The organism is Streptomyces viridochromogenes DSM 40736, assembly GCF_000158955.1.
Lineage (GTDB): Bacteria > Actinomycetota > Actinomycetes > Streptomycetales > Streptomycetaceae > Streptomyces > Streptomyces venetus.
On the sequence record NZ_GG657757.1, the window covers coordinates 5189891 to 5210569 of the forward strand.

General features: G+C 70.0%; 23 protein-coding genes. 11 read left to right on the plus strand and 12 right to left on the minus strand.

Features of this window, described 5'->3' with window-relative positions; genetic code table 11:
• Positions 1 to 40 precede the first annotated feature (40 nt).
• Positions 41 to 1267, plus strand: coding sequence for an LCP family protein (locus SSQG_RS22835; protein WP_003992208.1), 1227 nt, complete (start codon positions 41 to 43; stop codon positions 1265 to 1267).
• Here SSQG_RS22835 and SSQG_RS22840 read toward each other — a convergent pair.
• The 4 genes from SSQG_RS22840 to SSQG_RS22860 all read right to left on the minus strand — a co-directional run bounded on the left by SSQG_RS22840 (position 1264) and on the right by SSQG_RS22860 (position 7060).
• Positions 1264 to 2442, minus strand: coding sequence for an acyl-CoA dehydrogenase family protein (locus SSQG_RS22840; protein ID WP_003992209.1), 1179 nt, complete (start codon positions 2440 to 2442; stop codon positions 1264 to 1266). The genes SSQG_RS22835 and SSQG_RS22840 overlap by 4 nt on opposite strands.
• Before the next feature lie 31 nt (positions 2443 to 2473).
• A complete protein-coding gene (locus tag SSQG_RS22845) occupies positions 2474 to 3709 on the minus strand; it encodes a hypothetical protein (RefSeq protein WP_003992210.1) in 1236 nt (411 codons plus the stop codon).
• Complete coding sequence (locus SSQG_RS22850) at positions 3699 to 5786, minus strand: hypothetical protein (RefSeq protein WP_039933431.1); 2088 nt, start codon at positions 5784 to 5786, stop codon at positions 3699 to 3701. The genes SSQG_RS22845 and SSQG_RS22850 overlap by 11 nt, the downstream gene beginning before the upstream one ends.
• A 554-nt stretch (positions 5787 to 6340) precedes the next feature.
• A complete protein-coding gene (locus SSQG_RS22860) occupies positions 6341 to 7060 on the minus strand; it encodes a hypothetical protein (RefSeq protein ID WP_003992213.1) in 720 nt (239 codons plus the stop codon).
• 498 nt (positions 7061 to 7558) lie between these two features.
• Here SSQG_RS22860 and SSQG_RS22865 point away from each other — a divergent pair, with 498 nt between their 5' ends.
• The 10 genes from SSQG_RS22865 (at position 7559) to SSQG_RS22910 (ending at position 14787) form a co-directional block, all read left to right on the plus strand.
• Positions 7559 to 8287, plus strand: a complete 729-nt coding sequence (locus SSQG_RS22865) for a hypothetical protein (protein WP_003992214.1) — start codon at positions 7559 to 7561, stop codon at positions 8285 to 8287.
• A 17-nt stretch (positions 8288 to 8304) separates the two neighbouring features.
• On the plus strand, positions 8305 to 9207 hold the full coding sequence (locus SSQG_RS22870) for a hypothetical protein (RefSeq protein ID WP_003992215.1): 903 nt from the start codon (positions 8305 to 8307) through the stop codon (positions 9205 to 9207).
• Positions 9204 to 10511, plus strand: a complete 1308-nt coding sequence (locus SSQG_RS22875) for a CpaF family protein (RefSeq protein ID WP_039933435.1) — start codon at positions 9204 to 9206, stop codon at positions 10509 to 10511. Before SSQG_RS22870 ends, SSQG_RS22875 begins: the two co-directional genes overlap by 4 nt.
• 46 nt (positions 10512 to 10557) lie before the next feature.
• Positions 10558 to 11505: a type II secretion system F family protein gene (locus SSQG_RS22880; protein ID WP_003992217.1), complete on the plus strand. Its 948-nt coding sequence runs from the start codon at positions 10558 to 10560 to the stop codon at positions 11503 to 11505.
• Complete coding sequence (locus tag SSQG_RS22885) at positions 11502 to 12425, plus strand: type II secretion system F family protein (RefSeq protein ID WP_003992218.1); 924 nt, start codon at positions 11502 to 11504, stop codon at positions 12423 to 12425. The genes SSQG_RS22880 and SSQG_RS22885 overlap by 4 nt, the downstream gene beginning before the upstream one ends.
• A 55-nt stretch (positions 12426 to 12480) precedes the next feature.
• Positions 12481 to 12732, plus strand: coding sequence for a hypothetical protein (locus SSQG_RS22890; RefSeq protein WP_010041603.1), 252 nt, complete (start codon positions 12481 to 12483; stop codon positions 12730 to 12732).
• Positions 12733 to 12761: 29 nt separating this feature from the next.
• Positions 12762 to 13220: a TadE family protein gene (locus SSQG_RS22895; protein WP_039933440.1), complete on the plus strand. Its 459-nt coding sequence runs from the start codon at positions 12762 to 12764 to the stop codon at positions 13218 to 13220.
• The gene (locus SSQG_RS22900) at positions 13220 to 13645 is read left to right on the plus strand and encodes a TadE/TadG family type IV pilus assembly protein (protein WP_039933443.1); all 426 of its coding nucleotides are present in this window, start codon (positions 13220 to 13222) and stop codon (positions 13643 to 13645) included. The genes SSQG_RS22895 and SSQG_RS22900 overlap by 1 nt, the downstream gene beginning before the upstream one ends.
• Positions 13642 to 14100, plus strand: a complete 459-nt coding sequence (locus SSQG_RS22905; RefSeq protein WP_003992221.1) for a TadE/TadG family type IV pilus assembly protein — start codon at positions 13642 to 13644, stop codon at positions 14098 to 14100. Before SSQG_RS22900 ends, SSQG_RS22905 begins: the two co-directional genes overlap by 4 nt.
• Before the next feature lie 456 nt (positions 14101 to 14556).
• Entirely contained in the window at positions 14557 to 14787 is a 231-nt protein-coding gene (locus SSQG_RS22910; protein ID WP_003992222.1) for a hypothetical protein, read from the plus strand.
• A 66-nt stretch (positions 14788 to 14853) separates the two neighbouring features.
• Here the strand turns inward: SSQG_RS22910 and SSQG_RS22915 are convergent, their stop codons facing one another.
• The 8 genes from SSQG_RS22915 to SSQG_RS22950 all read right to left on the minus strand — a co-directional run bounded on the left by SSQG_RS22915 (position 14854) and on the right by SSQG_RS22950 (position 20394).
• The gene (locus SSQG_RS22915) at positions 14854 to 15207 is read right to left on the minus strand and encodes a hypothetical protein (protein WP_003992223.1); all 354 of its coding nucleotides are present in this window, start codon (positions 15205 to 15207) and stop codon (positions 14854 to 14856) included.
• On the minus strand, positions 15204 to 15809 hold the full coding sequence (locus SSQG_RS42955) for a hypothetical protein (RefSeq protein ID WP_003992224.1): 606 nt from the start codon (positions 15807 to 15809) through the stop codon (positions 15204 to 15206). Before SSQG_RS42955 ends, SSQG_RS22915 begins: the two co-directional genes overlap by 4 nt.
• 33 nt (positions 15810 to 15842) lie before the next feature.
• On the minus strand, positions 15843 to 15980 hold the full coding sequence (locus tag SSQG_RS22925; RefSeq protein WP_167545765.1) for a hypothetical protein: 138 nt from the start codon (positions 15978 to 15980) through the stop codon (positions 15843 to 15845).
• 50 nt (positions 15981 to 16030) lie between these two features.
• Positions 16031 to 16678 carry a hypothetical protein gene (locus tag SSQG_RS22930; RefSeq protein ID WP_003992226.1) on the minus strand — a complete coding sequence of 216 codons (648 nt, stop codon included), beginning with the start codon at positions 16676 to 16678 and terminating at the stop codon, positions 16031 to 16033.
• A 92-nt stretch (positions 16679 to 16770) separates the two neighbouring features.
• Positions 16771 to 17853, minus strand: a complete 1083-nt coding sequence (locus tag SSQG_RS22935; protein ID WP_003992227.1) for a hypothetical protein — start codon at positions 17851 to 17853, stop codon at positions 16771 to 16773.
• Entirely contained in the window at positions 17841 to 18503 is a 663-nt protein-coding gene (locus SSQG_RS22940) for a hypothetical protein (RefSeq protein WP_039933449.1), read from the minus strand. The genes SSQG_RS22935 and SSQG_RS22940 overlap by 13 nt, the downstream gene beginning before the upstream one ends.
• A 167-nt stretch (positions 18504 to 18670) precedes the next feature.
• Complete coding sequence (locus tag SSQG_RS22945) at positions 18671 to 19741, minus strand: hypothetical protein (protein ID WP_003992229.1); 1071 nt, start codon at positions 19739 to 19741, stop codon at positions 18671 to 18673.
• Complete coding sequence (locus SSQG_RS22950) at positions 19738 to 20394, minus strand: hypothetical protein (protein ID WP_039933450.1); 657 nt, start codon at positions 20392 to 20394, stop codon at positions 19738 to 19740. Before SSQG_RS22950 ends, SSQG_RS22945 begins: the two co-directional genes overlap by 4 nt.
• Positions 20395 to 20679: the final 285 nt, after the last annotated feature.

The window sequence follows — 20679 nt, forward strand, 5'->3', positions numbered from 1 at the left end:
CCCACCACAGCATCTTCGAGGTGAACAGCGGGATGGGCCGATGAGCGACTGGACCGACCCTGCGGGAGGCGACCGCACGGGGCAGGACCCGGCCAGGGTCCCGCCCCCGGCCTCTCGGATACCCCCGGCCTCTCGGGTCCCCCCGGCCTTCCGGGTACCCCCGCCCTCGACCCGCACCGCCCCCCTGCCCGGCATGCCCTCGCCCGCCGCCCCCGGCCGCTACGACGGCAGCGGCGAGGGGCACGGCGGACGCGGGGGCAGCAGGAACCGGCGGCGGCCCACGCGGCGCCGCCGGTTCCTGCGTACGGCGGCCGTCCTGTCGTCCGTGCTCCTGCTCGGCGGTGCCGGTACGTACGTCTGGGCCGACACCCGGCTCAACCAGGAGGTCGACCTCGGCGCGCTCGGCGCCCGGGTGCCGAGCGGTGAGGGCACCAACTACCTGGTCGTGGGCTCCGACAGCCGCGAGGGACTGTCGCAGCAGGACCGGAAGCAGCTGAACACCGGGTCGGCCGAGGGCCGCCGCACCGACTCGGTGATCCTGCTGCACACCGGGGCGAACGGCACCACCATGCTCAGCCTGCCCCGCGACTCCTGGGTGACCCTGCCGCCGTACGTCGATCCCGACACCGGCAGGAGCTACCGCGCCGCGCCGAACAAACTCAACGCGGCGTTCTCGCTGGGCGGCCCCGACCTGCTCGTGCGGACCGTGGAACGCAACACCGGTGTGCGCGTCGACCACTACGCGGAGATCGGCTTCGCCGGGTTCGTGGGCGTGGTGGACGCCGTCGGCGGTGTGAACCTGTGCCTGGACAAGGCCGTACGGGACGAGGACTCCGGCGCGAACCTGCCCGCCGGCTGCCAGACCCTCGACGGCGCCGAGGCCCTCGCCTTCGTACGGCAGCGCAAGCAGGAAGCCAAGGGGGACCTCGGCCGGACCCGCAACCAGCAGAGATTCCTCGCCGCCCTCGCCCGCAAGGCCGCCACCCCGAAGACCCTCGCGGACCCGTCCAAGTCCTTCCCGACCCTGCGCGCCGGCCTCGACACACTCATCGTCGACGAGGGCACGGAGCTGCCCGACCTCATGTCGCTCTTCGAGGCCCTGCGCAAGGCCGCCTCAGGCGGGGGCCGGCAGCTCAACGTGCCCGTGGCCGACCCGAACCTGCGCACCTCCAAGGGCAGCGCGGTGAAATGGGACGACCGGCGGGCCCGCGCCCTGTTCACCGCACTGCGCAAGGACCGGACACCGCCGAGCACTCGGGGCGGCTAGAGGAACGGCGTTCCCGGGTCCAGCCCCGCCAGCACCCTGCCGTACAGCTCCAGGTTGGTCGCCGGGTGGACGAACGCGTGCAGGTTCAGCGCCCGCAGATCGCGCACGGTCCGCTGGATCGGCACCTCCTCGTGCAGGGAGGACGCGCCCGAGGCCGACCCGATCAGCTCGGCGGCCTCCAGGCACAGCCGCGCCACATAGCCGCTCCGCGCCCGGACCCCGGCCCGTTCCTCGGTCGTGTACGGCTCCCCGCTCGCCGCCCGCGACTGCAGCAGCGCGATGATCTCGTCGGTCAGATGCTCGGCGCAGGAGATCTTCAACGCCGCCTCGGCCGCCTGCAGATGCGTGACGGGCGCCTCGCTCTGCCGCTCGTAGAAGCTGTACGTGATGCCCCGCCGATGGATCCGCTCCCGGAACTCCGCCAGTGCCGAACGGGCGAGCCCGAGGGCGTTCGGGGTCGCCCAGGCGCAGAACATCAGCAGGACCGGCACCCGGTAGAACGGGTCGTCGGCGTTGGCCTTCGACGCGAACGAGCCGCCGAGCAGCGGCCCGACCGGCAGCACCCGGTGGGATGGTACGACGACGTCGTGCGCCACGACGGTGTTGCTGCCGCTGCCCGCGAGCCCCGACACCCGCCAGTCGTCGAGGATCTCCAGCTCGACCACGGGCACCGCGGTCCACACCGCGTCCGGCCGTCCCTCGACCCGGGCCGTCAGCAGATGCCAGTCGGCGTCCCGGCATCCGGTGGCGAAGGGAGAGGTCCCGTTCACCACATAGCCGCCGTCGCCCGTCGGGACCGCCGTCGCGCCCGGGATCAGGGTGCCGCCGACCCGGACGTCGGGGCCGGTGAAGATCTCGTCCTGCGCCTCATCGGGGAAGAGCGCGGCGACGTACGCGCACCCCGCCTGGATCAGCGACATGAAACCCGCCGAACCGCACGCGGCGGAGACCTCGGCCAGCGCGTCGACCTGGGTGCGCAGGGAGCTCTGGTAACCGCCGTACCGCCGGGGCACGTTCATCCGCTGGATCCCGGTGGCTGTCAGGGCCTCCACGACCTCCCGCGTCACCCGCCGCTCCCGCTCGGCACGCAGGGCGTGCTCGCGGACGAAGGGCCCGAGCGCACGCACGCGTTCGACCAGGTCCGTGTCGGTTCGAGGTGCCGTGCCCGAAGTCATGGCTGCACCGTGAACCCCCGCACGTCCGGTGTCAACGGGCCCTTGCGCGCGATGAGTTGAACCCCGCCAAGGGGGACGTGAGTGAGCCGTACCCCGTCGCGGCCCACACGCTTCGTCCGCCCGGCAGCTCGAAGTAGGGGACCGCGCGGCCGTCCTGCGCCGTGTCGGTCAGCACCTCGGGCGCGCGGCGCCCCCGCAGCGCGTCCGCGCACTCCTCGCACACCGCCACGTCGAGCCGCTCCCGCCGGCCGAGCGGACGCCAGCCGGTGCGGCGGGCGGCACGGCCGTGCAGCGGGTTGAAGAAGCAGAGGGGCAGGCCGGGGGAGCCGGCCAGGGCGTCGCGGCCCTCCTGGACCAGGGCCAGTACGCCCGCCAGGTCCGGCAGACCCCGGGCCTCGTCGAGGACCGTGCCGGCGGCGGCGTAGGCGTCGAGGGCGTGCTGGAGGCCGGGTGTCGTGGCGACGTCGGCGGCCTGGGTCGTCTCGCCGAGGGCCAGGACCTCCGCCTCCGCCCGGCGCCGCAGCTCCGCCTCGTCGGCCGCGCGTGCCGTTGCGAACACCAGCTGGGGTACGGCCGGAGCGGGCTCGCGGGAACGGAGCAGGGTACGGGTCGCGAGGACGGTCAGGGCCAGCACGGGAACTGCGATCAGGGACCACAGCAGCCAACCGGAGTCGGAGTCGGAGCCGGAGTTGGAGCCCGACTTGGCGGGCGGGGAGCCACCGCCCAGGTCCGCCGTCGCCTCCTCGTACCGCTGCCGGCCCTTGCCCTCCGCCACCAGGTCCACCGCCTTGGCGGTCACATCGGCCAGCCCGGCGTCCCGCATCTCGTCGAGGAGACCGGCGGCGGACACGGCGTCGCGGGTCTGGTGGGTGTCGGACGGCCACTCGTATCCCTTGAGGGAGTCCGAAAAATCGCTGTCCGTCGTGATGAGGATGAGCTCCCGCCGCTCCGGAAGCCGGTCCCGGACGGTCCCCGCCAGGACGTCGGAGTCGCCGTCGAACGCGTCGCCCTTGGTGAGGGGCCTGAGCACGACCTTGATGGGCAGGCCCGTCCGGCGGATCCGCTCCGCCAACTGCCGCTGCCGTGCGGGCGGCACGGCGTCGGCGTAGGACTCGTCGACGTAGACGGGGGAGGTGCGCAGGGCGCTCGCGATGCGCTGCCCGGCGCTCGGACCGTCGCCGTCCGCCGCCCGGGCGGGCGTGCCGGCGAGGGCCGTCAGCAACAGCGCCGCGAGGGCGGTGATCACGCGCTTGACGTCAGTGGACACCTGCGGTCTCCCTCACCTTCTCGATGACCCGGGCGATTCCGTCCGGTACGGCCGACAGCGGGCCGTCGGTCGCCTCGTAGTACGGGGGGCGGCTGCCGCCGGACTCGGAGCCGGGCAGCTTCAGCAGCCGGTCCGGCATGCCGCCCGGCTCGGCGACGGCCGTGTCGCGGCAGGGATCGCAGACCGGCAGCATGCGTCGGCTGTTGCCTTGCCTGGAGACACGCACGTGACGGCGGCCGACGGCGGGCCCGTGCAGGGGGTTGACGCCGCAGCACTGCTCCGTCGGCTCACCAGCGAGCGCGGCGCGGCCCGCTCGCGCGAGCACGATGACGGCGACCAGGGTCGCCGGGTCCGCGCCCCGTTCCCGGGTGCGGCCGGGGTCGCCGTCGACGAGGAGCAGCGCCGCGTCGAGGCAGTCCCAGGCACGCCCGTGCTCGTCCTGGTCATTGAACTCCCGGACCAGTGACGTGAGTTCCGTGTGCGCGGTACGCCGAAGGGTCGATGCCGATACCGATGCCGGCGCCGATGTGGACGCCGGCGCCGACGCCGGTGAATCGGGCGCGGCGGAGCGTCGCCGTAGCAGGGCGCCGACGATCCACGCCAGCCCGGCCGCGACCCCGGACAGCAGGAGCGCCAGGAAGGCGCCCACGAACAGGCCGGGCCAGAAGTCGGTGGCGAAGAGGGGCGGGAGGGCGTGCTCCTCGGCGGCCCTCGGAGCGGGAGCCGGTGCGGATTCGGACTCGGGCCGGTCCGTGCGCGGGGTCTCGTCGAGGAAGGTCATCAGCGCGTCGAGGCGCTCGCCCATGAGGTGGTCGTCGGCCTCGTCCGCCTTGCTGTCGCCGTACGCGACGGAGTCCGGCAGGTCCAGGAAGAGGTGGTTGGAGTCCAGGCGCAGGCCGTGGTTGTAGACGTCGATCGTGCCGTCGGCCGGATCGGCCACCACGTACACCCCGTCCACGTCCACCTTGGCGTGCACGGCCGCGGCGAACAGGTCCGCGTCGCCGGCCGACTCGCTCTCGGGTGTCTGCGGCACGAGGGAGACGTACACCGGGCCGCCGCCGTCGGAACGCCGGAAGTCCCGGATCCGGTCGTGCAGCCGGTCCCGTTGCCGGTCGTCGAGGACGCGCGGGCTCTCCGGGTCCGCGTACACGGGGTCCTGCTTCAGGCCCGCAGCGACCCGTTCGACACGGGCGGAGAGGTCGGCGGGGGAGGGGATGCGCGCAGCGCTGGACCTGGTCTGGTCGAAGACTGCGGGGGCGGTGAGGGCGATCGCGGCGGCGGTGAGGACCGCCGTGCCGGGCACGACCCAGCGGGGCAGACGCCGCCCGGCCCCGGAATGCCGGCGGCGGCGCCGTACGTACCCGGCCGACAGCATGATCAGCAGCGGTACAAAGGTCAGCAACGTCCCCGTCAGGAGCGACTGGTTGTTGCGGTCGGACGGGCCGATGTACATCTCGGCGGGCTCGTCGTTCCCGTGCTTCGCGCGCGCCTCCTCGGCCCGGGCCGTGGCCTTCTCGCCGCCCAGGGCGATGACGTCGACGAAACGCTCGAAGCTGAGCAGCGGGCCCGCGTCGTAGGGGAGTTCGTAGAGCGAGACGGTCGAGGCGGCGTCGGCCGGTGCGCGCACGCCGTAGGCCGTGGCCTCCGCGACCTCCCCTTCGTCGACCAGCACGTACAGCCCGTCCCGGCCGAGCCGGTCGTGTACGGCGCCGAGCAACTGCCTGCCGTCGATGCTGCTCAGGGAGGGCAGGACCAGGACGTAGGTCGGGACGCCGGTCCGTTTCGCGAGCCGGGCGAAGTCGGGGGCCGTGGACACCGGGAGTTCGCGGGGGAGTTGGTCGGTGACGTAGACCGGGTTCTCGCGGAGGCGGTCGGCGAGGTAGGCGGCCTGGGTGGCCGGGGTGGTGCCCGCTGCCAGGGACCGCGTGCCGTCCGCTGCCCGGGCCGGGGCGGTGGCGGTTGCGAAGAGGGCCGTCAGCGCGCTGAGGGCCAGCAGCAGCCGGAGGAGCCGGGTCTGGCCGCTGCTCCCTGGCGCAATGTGCCCTGCGTGCGCCCCGTTTGCCGTGACTGCCCTCATCGGTGTTCCCCCGTGGTCCGATCGCTGTCCGGGCCGCACTCTACTCGGGGCTTCGCGAGTGCTACAGATCGCCCGGTCGCGGCCGGGCCGATTCCCCGGCGGGGCCCATCAGGATCGAGTGGGTCTCGTGGAGGTCGTTCCCGGCCTTCACCGGAACGCGGCCTCGACCAGGACGATTCCGCTCGGGAGCGGTCCGGGCGAGGGCGCCGGGGGCGGGCCCAGAGGACGGGGAAGTCGTCGACCTCGTTCTCGCGGTCCTCGGGCTTGCCGAATCGCGGGCCCGCTGCCGAAGGGGCTGCCGGAGGCGCCTTCGATGTCGGCGACGAGGTTGGCGATGAGGGGGATTCCGAAGGCCGACGCACGGCGGGTGCGCCGCGCCGCGTGGTCCGCCGTGGGGCGGGGTGTGGACCGGGCCGGGGGCCAGCCCGGGAGTTCGCCCTGGATGTCGCTCCGCCGCGGGTCCCGGAACCAGCGGCACCCGGCCACCGCCGCCGCCTGGCCGGAGGCGAACCGGGCCGCGGTGTGCTGAGCAGCAGATCCTCGTTCGCGCCGGTTCAGCCCAGCTTCGCGTTCTGCGCCTTCACCACCTTCGCCGAGAGCTTCGCGTCCCCTGGCCGGTCCTGGACCATGGCCATGCCGTCGACCGAGAAGTAGACGGCGACGACGTCACCGCTGCGGACGGCCTGGGCGTGCATGGTGTGGGTGATGCCCTGGAAGGTCGTCGTGGCGCGGAACGCGAGCGACTCGTCACCGGCCTTGGCCACGGGCTTCTCGGCGGCGACGGAGTCGTACCTGCTCGTACCGTTCGCCTTCGCCGTGAAGCCACCGCCGCACGCGTCAACTCCCTTGGACAGCCCGGCAAACGCCGACTCCGCCTTGCCCGGGGCGTACGTCGTGAGCGTGATGTACGTGAACTTGCTTCCCTCCGGAACATGGCGGGTCAGGTCGGCCTGCGGCTCGCCGACAGCCAGTTGGTTCATCGCGAGGGCCAGCTGGGCACAGGCCGGCTTGTCGACCGTCACGTCGTCCGCGGACTTGGCGAAGACGTACTCGTCGTCCTTCTTCGAAGGGGCCTTCACATCGAGGCCGGGCACATCGGCCTTGGTGATCATCAACTTCGCGAGCCGCTCGGCCGGAGTCACCTGCTTCGCCCGGGCGGCGGTGGGCTCGGGCTTGTCGGCCGCCGCGTCCGAGCCGGTGCTCCCGCCGCACGCGGTGAGCGTGGTGAGGGACAGCAGGGAAAGGGCGCAGACGGCGAGCACGGCTCGCTTCATGAGGGACTCCTCGTGGGGGGATGACGACCTGGATGAGGACGCCGCCGCACTTTACTGAACCCACCGTCCGCTTCCGACGGTCCATCCCCCCATGGCGTTCACGCCTTCACCCCCACGAGGCAAGAGCGCGTAACAGCGCGGCCTCGACTTCGTGAGTGAACCGTGCAGGCATGATGGCCGGGAGGTGACGAACGCCCCAGGGTGGGTGTGCCCCGGTGGACGGGGTCGATTCGCTTCAGCACAGCTGACCTGTCGTTTCGACCCATTGCCCAACGGGGCCGCGTCCGGCGGAAGTTGCAGATGGGTAACGGCGCGCGCGGTGCGTTCCCTGAGTTTGGACGCGCCTTGAGGGGCTTATGTGCGGCTGATACGGTGCCATGGCTTGACACTCACTTCGGCGCTGGCTATTCGGCCAGCTCAGGCACTGCTTCGAAGGGCCGAGAAGTGTGAAGTGTCCTATTTGGTAAATAACTTCTTGGGTGTACGGGGAGCGGTTGCGTGAAGATCCAAGAGCGTACGGGGGCGGGCGCCGGTCGTTCCGCCGCTCCGGCCCAGCCGTCGGTCGGCGACCGGCTTCCCACACCACCTCGCGAGCGCAAACCGGCCCTGGCCGCGCTCGCGGTGCTGCTCATCCTCGTGGGCGCGCTGGGCGCGACGATGCTCGTGCTGCAGGCCGGTGAACGGATCGAGGTCGTCAAGGTGACGAAGGACGTCCAGGCCGGAGAGTCCCTCGAGGACTCCGACGTGACCTCCGTGATGGTCGCCAAGGACGACGCCATCCACTACATCGAGTGGTCGCAGCTGAAGACCATCCAGACCTACAAGGCCAAGTCGACGATCTACAAGGGGACCCTCGCCGTCGGTGAGATGTTCGCCAAGACGGCGAGCCTCCCCGCCGGCAAGGCCTCCGTGGGCCTCGCCCTCAAGGAGGGCACGTACCCCGCGGACATCAAGTCCGGCGACGTCGTCTCCGCCTACCGCGTCAGCACCACCGGTTCCAGCTCGAACAACTCCGACAGCGACACCGGCTCGGGCGGCACCTCGACCTCCGGCAGCGGTGCCATCGTCGAGAACGCGCGCGTGAACAACGTCAACGAGGACGACGACGCTACCGTGAGCACGGGCAACCTCTCGCTCACCCTCCTCGTCGACGAGGCCGACGCGGCCGCGCTCGCCTCCGCGGCGGCCGCGAACCAGGTCGCCATCGTGCACGTCCCCGGCAACTAGAAGGCGGCACCCGACCCATGGCGCTCATCGCTCTCGCCGCCGACAAGGGTTCCCCCGGCGTCACCACCGCGGCCGTCGCCCTCTCGGCGGTCTGGCCGCGGCGTGTCCTGCTCGCCGAGGCGGACCCGGCGGGCGGTGACCTCGTCTACCGCAGTGCCGCCGCGCACGGGGGGCCGCTCGACCCCAACACCGGCATGCTGTCCATCGCCGCGACCGCGCGCCGCGGACTCGCGCCGGACCAGCTCTGGGACCACGTACAGCCGCTCAGCGGCGGCCTCGAGGTGCTCGTCGGGCTCGGCATCTCCGAGCAGGCGGCCGGTCTCGCGGGGCTGTGGCCGACCCTCGGGCACGCCTTCTCCTCCCTCGCCGACTCCCCGCACGCCGCCGCCGACGTCATCGCCGACTGCGGCCGCATCAGCGGGGACACCCCCGCCGTCGAGCTGTTCCCGCACGCCTCGCTCGTGCTGCTCATCTCGCGCACCGAGCCGGAGGCCCTCGCCCGCGTCCGCGACCGTGCCGCCGCCCTGGCCGGCAAGCTGCACGGCGGCCCGCGCGGCGCCGCGACCCTCGCCAACCCGGTGATCGGCGTCGTGCTGATCGCCGACACGGGCACGGCGGGCAAGCTCGCCTCGCAGGTCAACGACATGCTCGTGCACGCCCAGACCGGCGCCCGCGTGGTCGGCACCATCGCCGACGACCCGGCCGGCGCCGACCAGCTGGCCGGCCGCAGGCGCGGCCGTCTCGACAAGTCGCTGCTGATCCGCTCGGCCCGCAAGGTCGCCGCCGACCTGTACCAGCAGTACGGCGCCGTCTGGGCCGCCTCCGCCCAGGCGAACCAGGCCCACCAGGCTCAGCAGGCCCAGCACGTCCAGCACCAGCACCCGGGTCCGATGCAGGGCCACGCGGGGGCCGGCACATGACCGCTGTCGACCACCAGTTGGTCAAGCGGTTCCGCCAGGACGCCGGCGACCGCATCGCCGAGCAGCGACGGCAGGACCAGATCAACAACGTCACTCCGATGTCCACGGAGGACGAACGACAGTACGCCCGTGCCGTCATAGCCCAGATCCTGGAGGAGTACGCCCGCGCCGAGATCAACGCGGGCCGTACGCCGCTGGACGCCGAGACCGAGGAGCAGTACGCGGCCGCCGTGCACGCCGCGCTCTTCGGCGTCGGCCGGCTCCAGCCGCTGCTGGACAACCCCGAGGTCGAGAACATCGACATCAACGGGTGCGACCAGGTCTTCGTCGGATACGCCGACGGGCGCGAGGTGAAGGGCGACCCGGTCGCCGAGACCGACGAGGAGCTCATCGAGCTCATCCAGGTGCTGGGTGCCTATTCGGGTCTCTCCTCCCGTCCGTTCGACTCGGCCAACCCGCAGCTCGACCTGCGTCTGCCCGACGGTTCGCGTCTGTCGGCCGTCATGGACGTCGCCCGGCGCCCCGCGCTGTCCATCCGCCGCGCGCGCATGGGCAAGGTGTTCATCTCCGACCTCGTCGGCAACGGCACACTGTCGCCCGAGGTCGCCCACTTCCTGGCCTGCGCGGTCCGCGCCCGCAAGAACATCATGATCGCCGGCGCCACCAACGCCGGTAAGACCACGCTCCTGCGCGCCCTCGCCAACGAGATCCCGCCGCACGAGCGCCTCATCACCGTCGAACGGGCCCTGGAGCTCGGCCTCGACACCTTCCCCGACCTGCACCCCAACGTCGTCGCCTTCGAGGAGCGCCTGCCCAACTCCGAGGGGCAGGGCTCCATTCCCATGGCGGACCTGGTGCGACGCTCGCTGCGTATGAACCCCTCGCGCGTCATCGTCGGTGAGGTCCTCGGCGACGAGATCGTCACGATGCTCAACGCGATGTCGCAGGGCAACGACGGCTCGCTGTCCACGATCCACGCCAACAGCTCCCACGAGGTCTTCAACCGTATTTCCACCTACGCGTTGCAGGCCTCCGAACGGCTGCCCATCGAGGCCAGCCAGATGCTGATCGCGGGCGCGGTCAACTTCGTCGTCTTCATCCAGCGGCGCAACAACTTCGGCAACGGCGGCCGCCTCCAGCGCATGGTCACCTCCGTCCGCGAGGTCAACGGCGTCGACGGACGCGTCCTGTCCAGCGAGGTGTTCGCCGAGGCTTCCGACGGCCGTATCGTGCCGCACGCCCCCATAGCCTGCCTGGAGGAACTGATGGCACACGGGTACCGGCCGACCGGGACCTGGGGGTGAGCCGGCGGTGAACACGACTCTCGCAGCACTCGGCTCGCTCGGCTCCATGGGCGGCCTGTTCTCCACCACCGTCCTGTACTCGATCGGCAGCGGCGTCGCCGTGGGCGGCGGCATAGCCCTGCTGCTCGTCGCCGTACGGGGACTGCCCGTCAAGCCCGACCACGAGAAGCAGAAGGCCGCCCAGCGGGCGAGTGAACTCATCCGCTTCGCCGGGCAGCGCGGCTCCCTCGCCGCGATCGTCGGCCTGGTCGTCCTCGTCCTCACCCGGTGGGCCGTCGCGGGCCTCGCGGCCGGCGTCCTCGTCTTCTTCTGGGACCGCCTGTTCGGCGGCGCCGGCGAGGAACGGGCCGCCATGCGCCGCGTGGAGGCCCTGGCCTCCTGGACGGAGTCCCTGCGCGACACCATCGCCGGTGCGGTGGGCCTGGAGCAGGCCATCCCGGCCTCCGCCCGCGCCGCCGCCCCGGTCCTGCGCCCCCACCTCGACGCCCTCGTCGACCGCCTGCGCGCCCGCACCCCGCTGCCCGAGGCGCTCCAGCACCTCGCCGACGAGATCGACGACGCCTCCGCCGACATCATCGTCGCGGCGCTGATCCTCAACGCCCGGCTGCGCGGCCCGGGTCTGCGCCAAGTCCTCGGCGCCCTGGCCAAGTCGGCCCGTGAGGAGGTCGACATGCGCCAGCGCGTGATGGCGCAGCGGGCCTCGACCCGGCGCTCGGTGCAGATCGTCGTGGCGGTCTCGATCGCCTTCGTCCTCGGCCTGTCCATCTTCAACCGCGACTTCGTGGAGCCGTACGGCACGCCCGCCGGCCAGGCCGTCCTGGCCTGTGTCTGCGGCCTGTTCGCGCTCGGTTTCTGGTGGCTGCGCAAGCTGTCCACCATCGAGACGCCGGAGCGCTTCCTCGTACGTGACGAGGCGTCCGTCCAGTTCGTCCGTCCCAGGACGCCGTCGCAGTCGTCCCAGCAGCTGCCGCAGGAAGAGGGGGTACGGCGATGAACCTGACGATGCCGCTCGTCGTCGGCGCCATCATCGGCCTGGGCATCTACGCCCTGGTCCGCGCCCTCATGCCGAGCAAGCGGAGCGCGATCTCACAGGTCGCGCGGATCGACGCGATGCGGGCCCGCAGCTCCGCCTACGAGTCGGCGCGGGCCGAGCGGGAGAAGGGCCGCCTCGGCGCCCTGCGGGCCGAAGTCGGCCTGAGGGTCTCGGAGTTCTACCTCCAGCAGGGCTGGGAGCAGCGCTCGCTGCGCGCGGACCTGGCGGTCCTGGAGCGCAGCTGGGAGAAGTTCCTGGCGACGAAGGTGCTGCTGGGTGTCGCGGGCCTGTTCTTCGGCCCGTTCCTGTTCGCCATCGTCTGGACGCTGGGTGTGGGCAGGAGCCCGATCATCCCGGTGTGGCTGGCGCTGCTCTTCGCGGCGATCTTCTTCTTCCTGCCGGACCTGGAGGTACGGCGGGACGCGGCCGAGAAGCGGCGCGACCTCCGGCGCGTGATCGGCGCGTACCTCGACCTGGTGTCGATGAGCCTGGCCGGTGGACGCGGTCTGCCGGAGGCCCTGATGGCGGCGGCGGAGGTGTCGGACGGCTGGGCCAACCAGCGCATCCGCAACGCCCTGTCCGACGCCCGCATCACCGGCGTCAGCCAGTGGCAGGCGCTCGGCGCGCTCGGCGAGGAACTGGGCGTCGAGGAGCTCAAGGACCTCTCCGCCTCGCTGGCCCTGGTCGCGGACGACGGGGCCAAGGTCCGCGAGTCCCTCGCCTCCCGCGCCGAGACCATGCGGCACCGCGAACTCGCCGAGATCGAGGGCAGCGCGGGTGAGAAGTCCCAGTCGATGCTCGTCGCGCAGCTGCTCCTGTGCGCCGGGTTCCTGGTGTTCCTGATCTTTCCGGCGGCGATGCGGGTGTTCCAGGTGCAGTGAGCGACCTTCACAACTCCAGAACCTCCGTGAACCGAATTCGAAAGGACAAGACGTCATGAACGGACGCAACTTCCACACCGGCATCCCCGCCGTGGACTTCCTGGTCACCTTCCTCCAGGCCCGCACGGAGCGGGCCCGCTCCGGCGAACTCGACCGTGGTGCCTCCGCGGTCGAGTGGGTCATCATCTCGGCGGTCGTCGTGGCGATCGTCGGTGTGGTCGCCGCGATCATCAACGCCGCGCTGAGCGAGGGCGCCAACAAGGTCGGCGACTGCATCAAGGGTGCGGACGCGGGCAAGACCTGCTGATCTTCTCAGGAGCAACGGGGTTCACGGGGATGCCGGCAGACGTGAGCAGACGGATACGCCGCAGGGTGCGGGCCGCGCGGAGAGCCGCGGCCGCCCGCGGTGACTCCGGCATGACCGCGATCGAGTTCGTGCTGCTCACCCCGGTCCTGTTCTTCATGATCTTCGCGACGGTGCAGTTCGCGCTGTACTTCTTCGCCGACCACGTCGCCCAGGCGGCGGCCCAGGCCGGAGCCCGCAAGGCCCGCGCCACCGCCGACGAACACCCGGGCGCGTGGCGGGGCGAGGCGCAGGACGTCGTGGACAGCTACATCCGACAGCTGGGCCCGCAACTCGTGTTGGCGCCGGACGTGACGATGGTGCAGCCGGAGCCGAACACGGTGGGTGTGGAGATCGCGGCGCGGGTGCCCACGGTGTTTCCGGGGCTTGATCTGACGGTGCACGCGCAGTCGGCCGGGCCTGTGGAGCGGTTCGTTCAGGAGGAGAACTGATGGACCCGTCTCCTCCGGAGAATCGCCGCCCGACGGACGACCGAGGCCTGTCCACCGTTGAAGTGGTGATCCTCGCGCCGGTGATGATCCTGTTCATCCTGGTGCTGGTGGCCTTCGGACAACTCGTGGACGGCCGTGGCGCACTGGACGGCGCGGCCCGGGACGCGGCCCGTGCGGGCTCGATCCAGAAGGACCACGCGACGGCCATGGCCGAGGCCGAGAAGGCTGCGGAGGCCAACCTGGCGGACGTCTGCTCGGGCCCGGTGTCCGTCGTCCAGACGAGCGAGGGCTTCGAGCCGGACACCATCTTCACGGTCGAGGTGAGCTGCCAGGTGCGGGGCCTTGCCATGCTCGGCCTCGATGTCCCGACGACACTGACGGCGAGCTTCAGTTCCCCGCTCGATCCGTTCCGGAGGTCGGCGTGAGGTACTGGCAGTCGTGGTGGGCGGTCCGTCGCGCACACCTGGACGACCGGGGCTCCGGCGCCGGCGCGGTCATCATCTTCACCCTGGTCTTCCTCTCCCTGTCGGCGTTCGTCATCGACGGCGGCCTGTCCATCTCCAAACGCGAACGCGCCGCCGACATCGCGGAACAGGCCGCCCGTTACGCCGCCCAGGACATCGACCTGGACGCCCTCTACGAGAACGACGGCGGCCCGGCGCCGATCAACTTCGGGAACTGCAACGCCCGCGTGAAGACCTTCGCCCGCGAGATGGACATGACGGGCGCGGACATCGCGGCGACCCACTGCGTGGCGGCCGACGCCCAGCAGGTGGAGGTCGAGGTGCAGCTCACGTACTCCCCGGTGTTCACCGGGATGTTCTACGGCGGCGACATGGTCGTCCACGGGCAGGCGGTGGCGGAGAACGAAGTGGGCTGACCCGGGCCCATCATGAGTCTCGTCGGTCGCTGTGACCATTCTCCTTGTCCTCGGAGCTGCCGCTCTCGGGCTGTACCAACTGGTGGCCGCCGCACCGTACGGCAACTGGTTGCACGGCTAGAACCGGTCGACAGCGAGGCGGCGATCCGGTCGGTGAACCGCTGATCCGGAACATTCGACGGATCTGCACACCGTTCACCGTGAGGCCGTGAGAAAGCAGGGCACGGGCAGGGCGCAGCTCCCTCACCGCGTCGCGCATTGCACTGGTGTACCGCGCAACGGCGGGAAATGTGAAGGCGATGGGTCATTCGGTGACCGAATGCTCACACTCATGAATTGAGTAACCGAATCCCGCCGCCCGCTCATCACGACTGACTGGCCGACCCCTCTTCCGACGTGCTTTGATCGATCACGCTCGAGCACTTCGAATTATTGAAACGAAGGGAACCGCCTCCCATGGCCTTCACCCCGCAGATCGTGACCGCCCACATGTCCGACGCCGAGCTGGACACCATCGCCGGCGGCCAGGCGGGCGGCGTCGCCGCGGGTGCCGGTGGCGCGGCCGGCCTCTACGTCGAGACGACGGCCGCCGGCGTCACCGCCGGGGTCGGCGGCGGCCTGGGCCTCGCCGTCTCGCCCGAGGGCGTCGCGACGGACCTGCACCTCAACGCCGGCGTCGCTTCCTGACGACAGGCGTGCGAAGGGCCCCGGATCTCCGGATCCGGGGCCCTTTCATTTCCACCGGGCAGCGGGCTACTTGCCCCCGCCCTTCCCCTTGTCGCCCTTCCCGCCCCGCTTGTCCTCCGTCTTCATGGCGTCATTGACCTTCTTGGTGAGTTCGTCATCAAGCTTCTTGAACTCACGGACAACGGCATCGGACATACTCGCCAGCGCATCGAGCTGCTGCGTGATGTCCTCGCGCCCGTCCTCCCAGTTGGACTCGAAATCATCGAGCGCGTCATTGACACTGCCGTCGCCGATGTCGTCCTTGTAGGACTCGAAGAGCTTCTTGGTGTGATTCAGACGGGTCTTGATGGAGCGAAGCCGGCGCCCGTACCCCTCCAACTCCGTGAGTGGGAGCGCGAGGTCGCTCTTGCCCTTGCTCATGTGGAATCCCCCAGCCGGTCGGACGACTCAGACGAAACGGAACGTACTCGTGGCAACAGGCAGGTCTCGGGCATCGGAAGTCCCTCGGCCTCGACGATTTCCATGGCACGCTCGACACTGATCTCGGAAGCCGTGTAATTCATGGCAGCCGCATGCGCGAGGAATTCGTCCGGCGGGGACACGCGATGGTAGTGGACGTAGTCCGACCATGCCAGGTGCCATACCCACTCACCATCGGTCATGATCCCGACGCGTACCCGCATGTCCGGGGACTCCGCGAAGGGATCCGGAACGGTTCCGGGGGAGTACACCAGCGGCTCGGCTTCCTCCAGGAAACTGGCGAGTTTGTCGGCGACGACGTCGTCCACGAAAGTGCCGACGGAGGCCTCGATCTCAAGTTCCGGCTGACCAATGCGGTGGGGAGCTGGAACTCTGGCCATGGGCTGCAGTCCTCCATTGGGGCGGAAGGTCCGTTGTGACGTCAAACTCCCTTCGGCAGCGAGGCGAGAAGCTGTCGACCTCTCCACCGCCGGGTCGCTGATGCCGAGGAACTCCAGCTCTTGGGCGACGCTGTCGCCCATCATGTGGTTGAACTTGTTCATGTAGTGCAGGGGTTGAGGTCGACCACGGCCGGCTCAGCCCTTCTTGGCGCGGGCCTGCGCTGCCAGCAGGATGTCGACCAGGTCGAAGGCGTCGGAGATCTCGCCGATGAGCTTGGCCTCGGCCTCCCATTCCTCGTCAAGCTGTTTGGTGAGCTTGGCGAGAGTGGTCATACCGTCCTGGATGTCGTCCACAAGGAGGGCTGCTGGGGTAGCCCAGGCGTTCACCTGGAGCAGGTCCCCCGCTCGGAACGCACCGACGAGTTCTGCCACACGCCCTGCTCGTTCTTGGTCAGGGAGACCGAGTAGAGGACGTAGGGGTTCGTGCCGGTCGGGTTCCCTTCGACCTTGCCGGTTTTGCGGTTCCTGGTCTTCGCGTTGCTCTCGTCCGTGCAGTAGGTGAGCGACGCTCCCCTGTGGTTCGCGGCCAGGCTGACTTCGGGGTCGAAGGAGGGCAGCTTGCCGATCACGGTGAGGTTCTTGTCCGTGTAGGACTTGATCCACTCCTTGGTCTGCCCGTGCACCCCCTCGGTGTCGTAGAAGGCGACTGCCTCGCTGTCGGGGTCGTTCGCGATGATCGCCGCGTAGCCGGCCCGGACCTCTTCCTTGGCGTCGTCGAGCACCGCCTGCCGGTCGGGGTCGTTGCTCGTCCAGTTCTCGAAGGTCAACTGGAAGCTGCTCGGGATGGTGATGTCAGGGCGCTCGGAACCGGACGGGGTGGTTGTCGAAGCCGAAGCCGGCGGGCTCGAGCCTGCGTCCGCGGCCTTGACGTCGTCCGGCGACTTGTCGTCACCCCCACCGCAGGCGCTCAGCAGTAGTGCGGCTGTCGTGGTCAGCGTGGCGACGGTGATGGACAGAGCGCGGCGTGCCACGGTTCGTCTCTCCCGATGTTCGGTGTGTTCGGCGTATGCGGAAGATCGCGAACGAGGTGGGCCTTGTGTCGCGGCCCGCCTCTCTGCTCGCGTCAGCGGTTGATCGACTGGATCTCCTGGACGTTCATGTCCTGCGTCGTTTCGAACGTGCCGTCCGGCAGGTCGCCGCCGGAACCGTCGGAGCCCTCCCAGGAGACCTGCCAGGTGACGCTGGCCGACAGCTGGTACGGGGTGCCGCCGGTCGCGCGGAGGTAGCGGATGCCGCAGGGTGGGGTCTTGTCGCCACTGCCCTTGGTGTACGGGGTGCCGATCGAGCCGTCGGCGTTGATCTCGCAGTCGCCGGAGGCGGGGAAGACCTCGGCGTCCTTGGTGCCGGGCTCCAGGTGGAGGGCGACGGGCTTGGCGGTGGTCTCCGCCCACAGGCCTGTGTTCGGCAGCTCCGCGCGTACCTTGACGTCCTTGAAGGTGCCCTTGTCCAGCCATACCCAAGTGGGCAGGTTGACCGTCGACTTGGCCTCCGGCTTCAGCTCGACCTTCGTGTCCGGGACCTTGACCTTGTTGTAGGCGTACTCGGCGAGCGTCTTGGGGGTGGGCGCGTTCGGATCATCCGGGACCTCGCCGGCGTCGACCCAGAACATGATGCGGCCGCAGTCCCACGAGTCCGACGCGTTGGGGTCGGGGGCGACACCGCGCCAGAAGTAGCCGTCCTTGCCGAGGTTGTAGTCCTTGTAACCCTCGGCGGTGCTGTTCCGCGCAGCGTGCAGGTCGAAGTTGTCCGCCGGCTTGCCGTCGCGGTAGTGGTCGGTCCAGAGCCCCTTGCCCCACCAGGACTCGTGGATGCCGACGTCTCCACCGCCGTCCGTGTCCACGAATTCCTTCAGCCGCTCCGGAGTGAAGGCGGGCTCGTACCAGCAGGCGGGTGGCTTCCAGTCGGGGTCGACCGTGCCGAGGTTGCCTTCCTCGCCGCCGCCACCCCCACCACTGGGGTACGTGACCTGGATGTTGGAGACGGAGGCCGACAGGCCGCCCTTGCCGTCGCTTCCCCCTTGTGGAGGGGGTGTCGCCTCACCGCCGACCGGCTTGTCGGCGTAGGCCGTACCGGCGGTCCAGACGAGGGAGCCGACCGCCAGTCCCACGACCAACTTCGCTCGCACGGCCGCGGTCAGCCTCGGCATGCCTCGGCCTTCCCCTCGACGGTGACCTGCTGGGCGCGCCACACCGGCTCGCCCTTCACCGATGCCATGAGGAGGGTGAACTTCTGGTAGCTGGCCAGGCTTTCCTTCGTGCGGTGGATCTTCTGGGTCTTGACTTCCTTGCCGTAGACCCTGGACTGGTCCTCACAGAAGGTGACGCTGACGGTCTTGACCTTCTCCGACTCGTCGCCCTTGCTGGTCTCGGCCCGGTAGTACCGGTCCTTGCCCGTGAGCGTCCAGCCGCCGTCCACGTACTCCTTGATCTGCGAGTGCGCGTACTGGGAAGCCTGGCCCGACGAGTAGAACTGGAAGGCGGGGTCCTCCGGGTCCTGCTTGGTGATGCCGTGGCTCAGCGCGCGGATGTAGTTGGCGGCGTCGTCGAGGGCCGCCGCGCTGTCCTGGTCCGACGGCTTCTCGAAGTCGAAGACCAGATCCAGGTCGTTCGGCATACTCACGTCAGGCCGGTCGACGTCGCCCGACGCCGAGGCGGAGGCCGACGGGCTGCTCGACGCGTTGCCCGCTCCCTTGATGTCGTCCGATGACGCGTCATCGCTCCCACCACAGGCGGTCAGAAGCAGCGCCGCCGTCGTGGCGAACGCTGCGGCAGTAGTGGTCAGTGCGCGGCGGGCCACAGTTGTTCTCCCCGTTGTTTCGGTTTACGCGACAGGGAACGAAGCTATCAGGGGCGCCGCACCGGCCCATGGGAGACAGCGGTGGATTGTGTGGGGGACGTGAGAAGTGTGGCGTGGCGGTTGCGAACGCGGCGCGGGCGCTGAGCAGTTCCATCGTCGGGGGTGCCTCAGCGGTTGATCGACTGGATCTCCTGGACGTTCATGTCCTGCGTCGTTTCGAAGGTGCCGTCGGGGAGGTCGCCGCCGGTGCCGCCGGAGCCTTCCCAGGTGATCTGCCAGGTGATGCTGGCGGAGAGGTGGTACGGGGTGCCGTCGGTCGCGCGGAGGTAGCGGATGCCGCAGGGCGGGGTCTCGTTGGCGCTGCCCTTGGTGTACGGGGTGCCGATCGAGCCGTCGTCGTTGATCTCGCAGTCGCCGGAGGCGGGGAAGACCTCGGCGTCCTCGGTGCCGGGTTGCAGGTGGAGGGCGACGGGTTTGGCGGTGGTCTCCGCCCACAGGTTCGTGTTCGGGAGTTCGGCGCGGACCTTGACGTCCTTGAAGGTGCCCTTGTCCAGCCACACCCATGTGGGCAGGTTGACCGTCGACTTGGCCTCCGGCTTGAGCTCGACCTTCGTGTCCGGGACCTTGACCTTGTTGTAGGCGTAGTCGGCGAGGGTCTCGGCGGTGGGGGCGTTCGGCACGTCGGGGATCTCGCCGGCGTCCTGCCAGAACATGACGCGTTCGCAGTCGTACGAGTCCTGGTCGCGGGCCACGCCGCGCCAGAAGTAGCCGTCCTTGCCGAGGTTGTAATCCTTGTAACCCTTGCGGGTGACCATGGATTCGTCCTCGTAGTTGTAGGCGTCCTTGCCGTCCCGGTAGTGGTCCGTCCACAGCTTCTTGCCGCCCCAGGAGGCGTGGGGGCTGACATGCCCCAGGGCGTCACCCGTCTCCGAGAACTTCTTGAGCTGCTCCGGTGTCATGACGGGCTCGTACCAGCAGGGCGGGGGCTCCCAGTTCACGTCCGTCGACGAGAGGGTGCCCTGCTTGCCGCCGGTGGGGCCGCTCTCCTGGGTGACCTTGATCCTGGAGACGGCGGCGGACACTTCCCGGTCGTTCGCGTTGCCCGAAGGAGGGGGAGCGGAGGGAGAGGTGGTGTCCTGCGCCGGCCCGTCGGCATGAGCGAGGCCGCCGGTACAGAGCACCGTGGCCGCACCCAAGGCGGCGCCCCAGCCCGCTGCCCGCAGTGCGAGTGTCGTCATCGGCACTGCTTCGCCTTCCCGAAGACCTCGACGTTTCCGGTCTTCCAGACCTGCGAGGGGCCGGACGGCGGGATCATGAGCAGCTTCCACGACTGGTAACTGTCCAGGCTCTCCTTGGTGTGGAGGACCTTCTTGGACTTGATCTCCCTGCCGTAGAACTCGGCCTGGTTCCTGCAGAAGGAGACGACGATGCTCTTGCCGTTCTTCAGCGGGGTGACGTCTTCGTCGTAGTACTTGTCCGTCCCGGTGACGGTCCATCCGCCCTTGACCCAGGACTCGATCTGCGACTTGGCGTACTGCGAGGCCTGCGCGCCGGAATAGAACCGGTACGCCGGATCCTCCGGATCCTGCTCGGCGATGCCGTGCTTCAGGGCGCGGATGTAGTTCTCGGCGTCGGCGAGGGCCGCCGCCTGCTTGACGTCGGAGGGCTTGTCGAAGTCGAAGACCAGCTTGAGGTCCTTCGGGACGCTGACGTCCGGGCGGTCGGCCGCGGCGGGGCCGGAGGCGGACGCGGCGGGGCTCTTCGGTCCCCCGCCCGCTCCCTTGATGTCGTCCTGCGACTTTTCGTCGCCGCCCCCGCCACACGCGGTGAGCAGAAGGGCCGCCGTCGCTGCGAACGCGGCGGCTGTGGTGGTCAGGGCGCGGCGGGCCACGGCGTCTCCCCCGAAGTTCGGCGTGTGCAACAGGGAACGAAGCTATCAGGGGCGGGTGTTGGCCCCTCGAGTGAACGTGGTGGATTGTGTGGGGGGCGTGAGGAGTGTGCGTAGCGCTCGCGAAGGGAGTGACCCTGGCGGGCGGCCGCGCGAGTGGGTGCGCGTGGCTACGGGGGCAAAACGGACGTCACCGGGGTCACTTGCGTCCGGCCTTCGACGACCTCGCTAAGAGTCCATAAGATCTCTGTAGGCTCAGCACACCTCTCCGGTCACAGCCCGCCTCAC

Excerpts from the sequence above, each read along its gene's own strand:
- SSQG_RS22880 (WP_003992217.1), top strand. The coding sequence starts at position 10,558 with ATGGGCGGCCTGTTCTCCACCACCGTCCTGTACTCGATCGGCAGCGGC.
- SSQG_RS22840 (WP_003992209.1), bottom strand. The coding sequence starts at position 2,442 with ATGACTTCGGGCACGGCACCTCGAACCGACACGGACCTGGTCGAACGC.
- SSQG_RS22860 (WP_003992213.1), bottom strand. The coding sequence starts at position 7,060 with ATGAAGCGAGCCGTGCTCGCCGTCTGCGCCCTTTCCCTGCTGTCCCTC.
- SSQG_RS22945 (WP_003992229.1), bottom strand. The coding sequence starts at position 19,741 with ATGACGACACTCGCACTGCGGGCAGCGGGCTGGGGCGCCGCCTTGGGT.
- SSQG_RS22875 (WP_039933435.1), top strand. The coding sequence starts at position 9,204 with ATGACCGCTGTCGACCACCAGTTGGTCAAGCGGTTCCGCCAGGACGCC.
- SSQG_RS22925 (WP_167545765.1), bottom strand. The coding sequence starts at position 15,980 with ATGACCACTCTCGCCAAGCTCACCAAACAGCTTGACGAGGAATGGGAG.
- SSQG_RS22885 (WP_003992218.1), top strand. The coding sequence starts at position 11,502 with ATGAACCTGACGATGCCGCTCGTCGTCGGCGCCATCATCGGCCTGGGC.
- SSQG_RS22835 (WP_003992208.1), top strand. The coding sequence starts at position 41 with ATGAGCGACTGGACCGACCCTGCGGGAGGCGACCGCACGGGGCAGGAC.
- SSQG_RS22915 (WP_003992223.1), bottom strand. The coding sequence starts at position 15,207 with ATGAGCAAGGGCAAGAGCGACCTCGCGCTCCCACTCACGGAGTTGGAG.
- SSQG_RS42955 (WP_003992224.1), bottom strand. The coding sequence starts at position 15,809 with ATGAACAAGTTCAACCACATGATGGGCGACAGCGTCGCCCAAGAGCTG.
- SSQG_RS22935 (WP_003992227.1), bottom strand. The coding sequence starts at position 17,853 with ATGCCGAGGCTGACCGCGGCCGTGCGAGCGAAGTTGGTCGTGGGACTG.
- SSQG_RS22895 (WP_039933440.1), top strand. The coding sequence starts at position 12,762 with ATGCCGGCAGACGTGAGCAGACGGATACGCCGCAGGGTGCGGGCCGCG.
- SSQG_RS22900 (WP_039933443.1), top strand. The coding sequence starts at position 13,220 with ATGGACCCGTCTCCTCCGGAGAATCGCCGCCCGACGGACGACCGAGGC.
- SSQG_RS22850 (WP_039933431.1), bottom strand. The coding sequence starts at position 5,786 with ATGAGGGCAGTCACGGCAAACGGGGCGCACGCAGGGCACATTGCGCCA.
- SSQG_RS22890 (WP_010041603.1), top strand. The coding sequence starts at position 12,481 with ATGAACGGACGCAACTTCCACACCGGCATCCCCGCCGTGGACTTCCTG.
- SSQG_RS22910 (WP_003992222.1), top strand. The coding sequence starts at position 14,557 with ATGGCCTTCACCCCGCAGATCGTGACCGCCCACATGTCCGACGCCGAG.
- SSQG_RS22870 (WP_003992215.1), top strand. The coding sequence starts at position 8,305 with ATGGCGCTCATCGCTCTCGCCGCCGACAAGGGTTCCCCCGGCGTCACC.